We start from the raw sequence: 6,599 nt of genomic DNA, 5'->3' as shown, positions 1-6,599 counted from the left end.
GAGTTCGAGACTCTTCTCCCGCTCCACGGTTTTGCGGCAGTACACACTCCAATGCGGGAGTAGCTCAGTTGGTAGAGCGCAACCTTGCCAAGGTTGAGGTCGAGAGTTCGAGACTCTTCTCCCGCTCCAGAATTCGAATGGCAGAGATTAACCGGCTGCCGTTTCAGACAAGTCTCCCTCGGCGAGGTAGCAAAGCGGTTATGCAGCGGCCTGCAAAGCCGTCTAGGTCGGTTCGACTCCGATCCTCGCCTCCATAATATCAAGCACTTAGCTCAGATACCACCGCCTCGACGCGGTGGTATACCGCTTCAAAAAAGCGGTTAACCGCGCGCGTGACGGCCAAATTGCCGCGCGCAGGCCGTTGCACCTGGATTGACAGTGTCGGGCGCCGTTCTTACGATACGCCCTATGGCATCCTTTAAGACCCTCCCGTCTGGCGCCGTCCAGCTCACCATCGTCAACAAGCTGCTTCCGCAAAAGCGGCTTTGGGCGACGTTTGATTCTCTCGCTCAAGCGGAATCCTATGCCAGGCAACTGGAAGGATTACTGGCGCAAGGGATCGTTCCCGCTTCCCTGCTGGAACGCACGACGACCACACGAGAAATCTGGACGGTGGCGCGCTGCATCGCGGAGTACCGCCGACATAACAACATCAAACTGTCGGAAAGCAAACTGCTCGACACGCTGCATGCATCGGTTGCCACCTTGGCTACTGGTCACCTGAACTACGATTGGGCCGAGGGGTGGATCCGAGCGATGAAGCGCGATGACAACCTGGCCCCGTCAACCATTCGGCACAGGCATGGCGCCTTGGCGCGTTGTTTCGACTGGATGATACGCAAGCATCCCGAGATCATGGCGCAGAACCCGCTGCGCCTGCTGAAGCGCGGATTCGCGGTGTATTCTGAGGCTGACGCGCGCCACATGCGTGCGCAGGGCAAGGAGCCAAAGGAAAGTGTCGAGCGTGACCGTCGGCTGCATACCGATGAGGAGCAACGCATCGTACGTCTGCTGGCAAGCAGGCCGGACGAGCTTGCGATGTTTACGCTCGCGCTGGAGACGGCGATGCGCATGCGCGAATGCTATACCCTGGAATTGGACCAGCTCGATCTGGGTTCGAGGACCATCCACTTGGTGCGCACTAAAAACGGCGACAACCGGCAGGTTCCGCTCTCGCGCCCGGCCGTAGACATGCTGGAGAAATACACTGCGGACAACGCCAAGGAAATCAGCAGCCGCGGCAATAGGCTTTTTCCATTTTGGAACGGCAGCCGGGATGAGGGAATTCTGGACATTACCACCCGCGATCTGTCCAGGGTGTTCGCGCAGGTGTTTGAATCGGCCGGCGCTGCCGACTTTCACTTCCATGATTTGCGTCATGAAGCGACGTGCCGGCTCTACCTGAGGACGAAGCTGTCCGATGTTCTCATCGCCAAAATTACGGGGCATCGCGACTTGCGCATGCTGAAGCGGTACGCAAGTCTGCGCGGCAGCGATCTGGCAGCGATGCTCTGGTGACCGCACGCTTACCGCGATGCGGCCGGCTTTCTCGTTACTAGCGGCACCGTCTGGGGCAGTAGGGGCGGGGCGCGTCGACGGGCGTGGCGCGGGACGGGTACCACGGTAGCGATCGCTTTAGGACCTTCCGCCAACTGCTCGCGGCGGGCTTTGGTGTCCTGCTCGATGCGGGCCCTGAGGAAGGCGAGCACGTCGAGACGAAGGAATACCCAGCATTTCCCGATCTTGGTTCCCGGCAGTGTGCCCTGGCGTGCCAGTTCGAGTACGGTCTCCGTGTCGGCGAAAAGAATCTCCGCGGCTTGTGCGGCGTTGAGAGTATCGGCGGTGTTCATAGTCGTGCGGTTCGAGGTTGATTTGTTGTCGAGTTAGTGAAGTCAGGTACTGCCAGGCGCACGGCACCGGGCACATGATGTCAAGAGTAAGGTTGGCTGCTACTCCAATGGACGTGCGCTTGTGGCGCGCATACGATGCTGTCCGGCGGCGGAAGTGTTCGATCCGATCAGGGGTGGCAGCAGAGCGGAGCGGTTGGGGCGCTCCCAGCGTCCTGCCAGGCGGTCGAAAATGAGAACTGGAATGACGATCCGGGCAGACCGGAATAGATCGCTCAAGCTCAGACGGAACGCCGTGGGCTGTATAGCGACTACTGCTCGTCTATGACTGGTAGGCTGGCCGACTTCTGCAGGGCTAGCTGCTGCAATTACAATTTATTCGGGGTTATCGTGCGCGTCAATGTCGGTGCACCGAAATTGCGCGGAGCGAGTTGCGCTACTTGGGATTCCCGGATCGGCAGTGAGAGGCTTGGGTCCGACGCTGCCATTCTGAGGCGTCGCCGAGGGCCGACCAATCTTGACGGGAACCGTCGTTATCGCGTGTAGGTCAGCGGGGTAGGTATGCTTCGCGCACCTTGTCCGCGCAGTGCTGGGCGCGAGCGGTTCCGCACGAGACATGTCGGGGCATCATCTCGATTGAGAGACGAGACCACGGCAGCGTGGTGTTCGGCGAGTCTATAACAAGGTAGTGTATTCGGAACAGCGGTGCGCAATGCTGCAGGACTGGGCCGAATATCGATACAATGATCACGGCCTCTTGAGGCCCTGCACGGGTGGTACCACGGCGGCAGCTTGTTGCAGCGCGATCCAGGCGTCTCCCTAGGCTATCGGCACCACAGTCTCGTCGCCGCCGTCGTGTGGTTAATTGTTGGCACACTGCTTATCCTACGTGATTGCCGGGCACGGCGTTAGCCTTGCGTTCCAACGATGCCCGGATTATGCGGACCGCTTTTGTTGTTCCCCGCACGGCATTCTTGATCCTTGACTTCTCGACAATCAGCTGGCTTGGTGTGATCGCCTCATCAATGCACAAGGTTTCCAGCATGGGCATGAGCTGATCGACCTTTTCGATAAGTTCGAGCAGCCTACGGTCCAGCATAGAGAATATCTTCGCCTCGAACTCGAGCGGTTCCACATCGTAGCTGGCCAAGCTGGCGATGCCGTGCGCGTGGCACTTCGCTTCTGTCTCGACGAGCGCCTTGTTCAGGCGGGCAATCCGGGTGTCCAGCATGGTCCGCAGTTCCAATTCAATTTTGTCGACCTCCTGCTCGGAGATTTTCATACGCGCGAACACAATGATGTAATGGAAGTTGATCTGGGTGATCTCGAAGCACCTCAGATAAAGGCGCTTGCCTTCAGGGCTGTAAAGCGCCACCGGAACTTTGCGGCTAGCCGATTCTATATGTTCGGTCTTAGTTGCGACGTTGCGTGCTAGCAGCTTGCGGTTGGTGGCGTCATGGTCCGCGATGGCGATGGTCGGAGTATCGGCGTGCGAGTTCATATGTGCACCTTGGGTGGAGGTTCGTCATCCGAGAATAGGCCGATCCGCCCGACATCCAAAGGGGAAACACGGGAGAAAATCACATCCTTTCCCTGCTGCCGCAGCTTGGCGAAGGGCGGACCGCGCCAGTGCGTGCCAATCACTCCGTTGGTACGGTCATTCGCATGCGGCGGTTCACTGCCTGTCAGCGCGCCAACCGCAGGGTGACGTGCCGGTGAACTTGCGTAATTGCGGTGCACAGAACTTGACGTCATCGCGACCGCTGCCTACCTTGTCCGAAAGGCGACCAGGCATGCGCAAGTCGTAAAGGACACGCGCAAGGTGTTGAAGTCGCCAGTTACGAGTTTTCTCCGACGGTAGCTGGCAGCCCGTCGAGTGCGGCTCAAGCCGTAGCAGCACAGCCAGCATGTCAATCAAGGGTAACCAATCCCTTTCCCCCCCATGGGACAACCTCCCATGCGGGCGATTGTCCCGTTTTTTTTCTTAACGGAGGCAATCATGAATGATTTTTTCTTGACCAATGTTCCGGACTCGAACGCACGCATTGCTGCGCCCAACGACTTGCTCGATGATGAGCCGGCCGAGGAATTCAGCGAGGAGGATGTGGTTCGCCTGCACTGGTGGCTCCTTCAAAAGGTCCGTCTGCTCGCAGTTGCCAGCACACCGCTGGCGGAGAAATTTGAAATAGTGCGCTGGGTATTTACCGACGCGGAGCACGACGTCAAACCGTTCTCTTTTGTGAGCTGTATGCGCGTTGCCGCTTGCAGCCCGTTGTCCCGCTTGCCCTTCATCGGGGCGTGCGACCCGGAAGAGGTTCGTGCATGGATCGCCGCACGTTTGCGACGCTGGTTTGAAGCATCGTTGGTCGGTTATCCGGCTTGGGTGCAACACGCCGTTCTGGCCCACCCCGAGTGGGCTGCCGATCATCTCGCGGAAAATCCGCAGTGGATCAACGAACAGGTGCGCCGCCATCAAGAGCGTACCGATCTGTTTGCCTGAAGGATTCGCCATGGAACAGGAAGAATTCGAGCGGCGCTTCCAGGCCGCGCGCGAGCGCGCCTTTGGGCGCTGGACGGCGCTGCTGCTTGCGCTGGGGGTTGATGAGAAGGTGGTGAACCGGCGCAATCAACCATGTCCCATTGCCGCTTGTGGCGGCACGGATCGCTTCCAGTACACCGACAAGTTTGGGGACGGCAATTACGTGTGCCGTGCCTGCGGCGCCGGTGGAGGCTTCAAGCTGTTGATGGGCTACTTCGGATGGAACGCGGGCACTGCGCTGCGTAACGTCGAGATCAGCCTGGGGATGCTGCCGGCGTCGCCGCCGGTGCCGGGTCCGGTCAAGGATGCGCGCAGGCTGATACATCGCATCCTCTCCGAAACCCGCGCTGTTGCCGCTGGGGACGAGGTGGATCGGTATCTCCGCGCGCGTGGACTGGGCATGGATAAGTACCCAGCGACGTTGCGTGTTCACCCGGCGTTGGGCTACTACGAGCCCGACCAGGAGACCGGAAAGCCGAGGTTGGTGCGGAACTACGCCGCGATGGTATCGGTTGTGAAGGACCAGGGCGGGCAGGTGGTTTCACTGCTGCGCACCTATCTGGAGGATGGCCGCAAGGCGCTCGGCACGGAGTCGAAAAAGCTCCTGTGCGGCGGCGTGAACGGCGCGGCGATTAGGCTCGGCGAGCCAGTCGACACCCTTTCGGTGTGCGAAGGCGTGGAGACCGGCTTGGCGATTCAAAAGTACACCGGGCAGCCGGTTTGGGTGGGTATCTGCGCCAGCAATCTGGAGCGGGTCTGGATCCCTGACGGCGTGACCAAGTTGCGGATTTACGGCGACAACGACGCCGATGCCATGTTCGACGGACAGGCCGCAGCGTACGGCCTGGCGCGGCGGTATATGAAGTGCTGCCGCCATGGGGATGATCGGAAAGCCGAAGTATTCATTCCCCGGGACGCCGGCGCCGATTGGGCCACCGTTTCCGAGCGGCGTGCCGCGCGGGACGAGTTGGCAGCGTAGTTCGATAGCAGTCTTTGTGAACGGCCGAGAGGCCTTGTATTTCAACCCTGCGGGGGCCAACCCCGCCGGGGCTGGTCCGTCCGCGTTTTTTATGACTGGAGGAACACCATGAAAGCAGGATGCGAACTGATGGAGTTGGCGCGTGAACTCGAACGCCAGGCTGCGGCCAAGCGCGATCTGATCGTGCCGGCCAAGAAGCTGCGCGGCGAGACCACCACCTCTGGGGAATTTCGGCTGGTGATCGACGAGGCCGACGGCGAACGGCGTTACCCGCTGGGCGACTTCGTGTGCGGGCAGCTGGCCAAGAAGCTGGATATTCCGCTTGTCTACTTCAAGCGCATGCGGGACTACAACCCGGAACTGCTGGACCAGAACGTCAACGGTTGGCTGAAGTTGCATTCGCCGGACAGCTATCTGGTGCGGACGCTGGACAACCACGCCCGCGCATTTTTGTCGACGCGCTACCGCAGGCTGGACAACTTTGATCTGGCAAAAAGCATCATCCCGGTACTGCAGCAAATTCCCGGGGCGCGATTCGAGTCCGTTCAGCTGACCGGGAAAAAGCTCTACCTGAAGGTGGTGAGCTCGGAGATTGAATGCGAGGTGGCTCCGGGAGATGTGGTGCGGGCCGGAGTCATCGTCAGCAATTCGGAGATTGGGTGCGGCACGCTCCGGGTGGAACCGCTGCTGTTCCGCCTGGTTTGCAGCAACGGCTTGATCATACAGGACCGGAGCATGCGGAAGAACCACGCGGGACGCAACCTGGTGTCCGACGACGATGAGGTGATGGTGTACCGGGACGACACCCTGGAGGCGGACGACAAAGCCATCTTCCTGAAGGTACGGGATCTGGTGGCGTCCGCGGTATCCGACGTGACGTTCACGCTGATCTCGGAAAAGATGCGCAAGACCATGGGCATCAGACTGACCGGTAGTCCAGCCAGGGCGGTCGAGGTGCTGGCCAACAGGTATGCGCTGAACGAAAACGAGTGTGCCGGTGTGCTGCGTCATCTGTTCGAGGAACGCGACATGACCGGATACGGTCTGGTCAACGCGGTCACTGGTTATTCGCAGGATGTGGAAGATTACGATCGGGCGACCGAGTTTGAGGAACTGGGCGGCAAGTTGCTGGAGCTGTCCGCGTCCGAGTGGCGGCCGATCGCCGAAGCATCATAGTTGATTGCGGGCGCGGGGCGGATGGTGGCGTTGGTCGCGGCCATCCTGCCCGTGCTCC

General features: G+C 60.1%; 6 protein-coding genes and 2 tRNA genes. 6 read left to right on the top strand and 2 right to left on the bottom strand.

What is annotated here, in order from left to right; translation table 11 throughout:
* The first annotated feature begins 53 nt into the window (after positions 1 to 53).
* The 3 genes from AC6H42_RS11030 to AC6H42_RS11020 all read left to right on the top strand — a co-directional run bounded on the left by AC6H42_RS11030 (position 54) and on the right by AC6H42_RS11020 (position 1,518).
* A tRNA-Gly gene (locus AC6H42_RS11030) sits at positions 54 to 129 on the top strand.
* A 51-nt stretch (positions 130 to 180) separates the two neighbouring features.
* A tRNA-Cys gene (locus AC6H42_RS11025) sits at positions 181 to 254 on the top strand.
* 154 nt (positions 255 to 408) lie between these two features.
* Positions 409 to 1,518 (top strand): site-specific integrase, encoded by a 1,110-nt coding sequence (locus tag AC6H42_RS11020; RefSeq protein ID WP_497548046.1) that lies wholly within the window; start codon positions 409 to 411, stop codon positions 1,516 to 1,518.
* Positions 1,519 to 1,526: 8 nt separating this feature from the next.
* On the opposite strand, the gene AC6H42_RS11015 is transcribed toward AC6H42_RS11020, so the two are convergent.
* A complete protein-coding gene (locus AC6H42_RS11015) occupies positions 1,527 to 1,850 on the bottom strand; it encodes a helix-turn-helix domain-containing protein (RefSeq protein WP_497548045.1) in 324 nt (107 codons plus the stop codon).
* An 877-nt stretch (positions 1,851 to 2,727) separates the two neighbouring features.
* The gene (locus AC6H42_RS11010; protein WP_497548044.1) at positions 2,728 to 3,348 is read right to left on the bottom strand and encodes a hypothetical protein; all 621 of its coding nucleotides are present in this window, start codon (positions 3,346 to 3,348) and stop codon (positions 2,728 to 2,730) included.
* Positions 3,349 to 3,846: 498 nt separating this feature from the next.
* Between AC6H42_RS11010 and AC6H42_RS11005 the strand changes: the two genes are divergently transcribed.
* The 3 genes from AC6H42_RS11005 to AC6H42_RS10995 all read left to right on the top strand — a co-directional run bounded on the left by AC6H42_RS11005 (position 3,847) and on the right by AC6H42_RS10995 (position 6,541).
* The gene (locus AC6H42_RS11005) at positions 3,847 to 4,347 is read left to right on the top strand and encodes a hypothetical protein (RefSeq protein WP_497548043.1); all 501 of its coding nucleotides are present in this window, start codon (positions 3,847 to 3,849) and stop codon (positions 4,345 to 4,347) included.
* Between the two features lie 10 nt (positions 4,348 to 4,357).
* A complete protein-coding gene (locus AC6H42_RS11000; protein WP_497548042.1) occupies positions 4,358 to 5,365 on the top strand; it encodes a DUF7146 domain-containing protein in 1,008 nt (335 codons plus the stop codon).
* A 108-nt stretch (positions 5,366 to 5,473) separates the two neighbouring features.
* Positions 5,474 to 6,541: a DUF932 domain-containing protein gene (locus tag AC6H42_RS10995; RefSeq protein WP_497548041.1), complete on the top strand. Its 1,068-nt coding sequence runs from the start codon at positions 5,474 to 5,476 to the stop codon at positions 6,539 to 6,541.
* The last annotated feature ends 58 nt before the right edge of the window (positions 6,542 to 6,599 follow it).

This window comes from Massilia sp. NBRC 108631 (assembly GCF_059704565.1).
The sequence above is the reverse complement of the archived record's forward strand: the minus strand, read 5'-3'. Positions and strand labels throughout refer to the sequence as shown.

What these genes read in the sequence shown, in the direction of transcription:
- AC6H42_RS11005 (WP_497548043.1), top strand. Translation starts at nt 3,847, where the DNA reads ATGAATGATTTTTTCTTGACCAATGTTCCGGACTCGAACGCACGCATT.
- AC6H42_RS11015 (WP_497548045.1), bottom strand. Translation starts at nt 1,850, where the DNA reads ATGAACACCGCCGATACTCTCAACGCCGCACAAGCCGCGGAGATTCTT.
- AC6H42_RS11020 (WP_497548046.1), top strand. Translation starts at nt 409, where the DNA reads ATGGCATCCTTTAAGACCCTCCCGTCTGGCGCCGTCCAGCTCACCATC.
- AC6H42_RS11000 (WP_497548042.1), top strand. Translation starts at nt 4,358, where the DNA reads ATGGAACAGGAAGAATTCGAGCGGCGCTTCCAGGCCGCGCGCGAGCGC.
- AC6H42_RS10995 (WP_497548041.1), top strand. Translation starts at nt 5,474, where the DNA reads ATGAAAGCAGGATGCGAACTGATGGAGTTGGCGCGTGAACTCGAACGC.
- AC6H42_RS11010 (WP_497548044.1), bottom strand. Translation starts at nt 3,348, where the DNA reads ATGAACTCGCACGCCGATACTCCGACCATCGCCATCGCGGACCATGAC.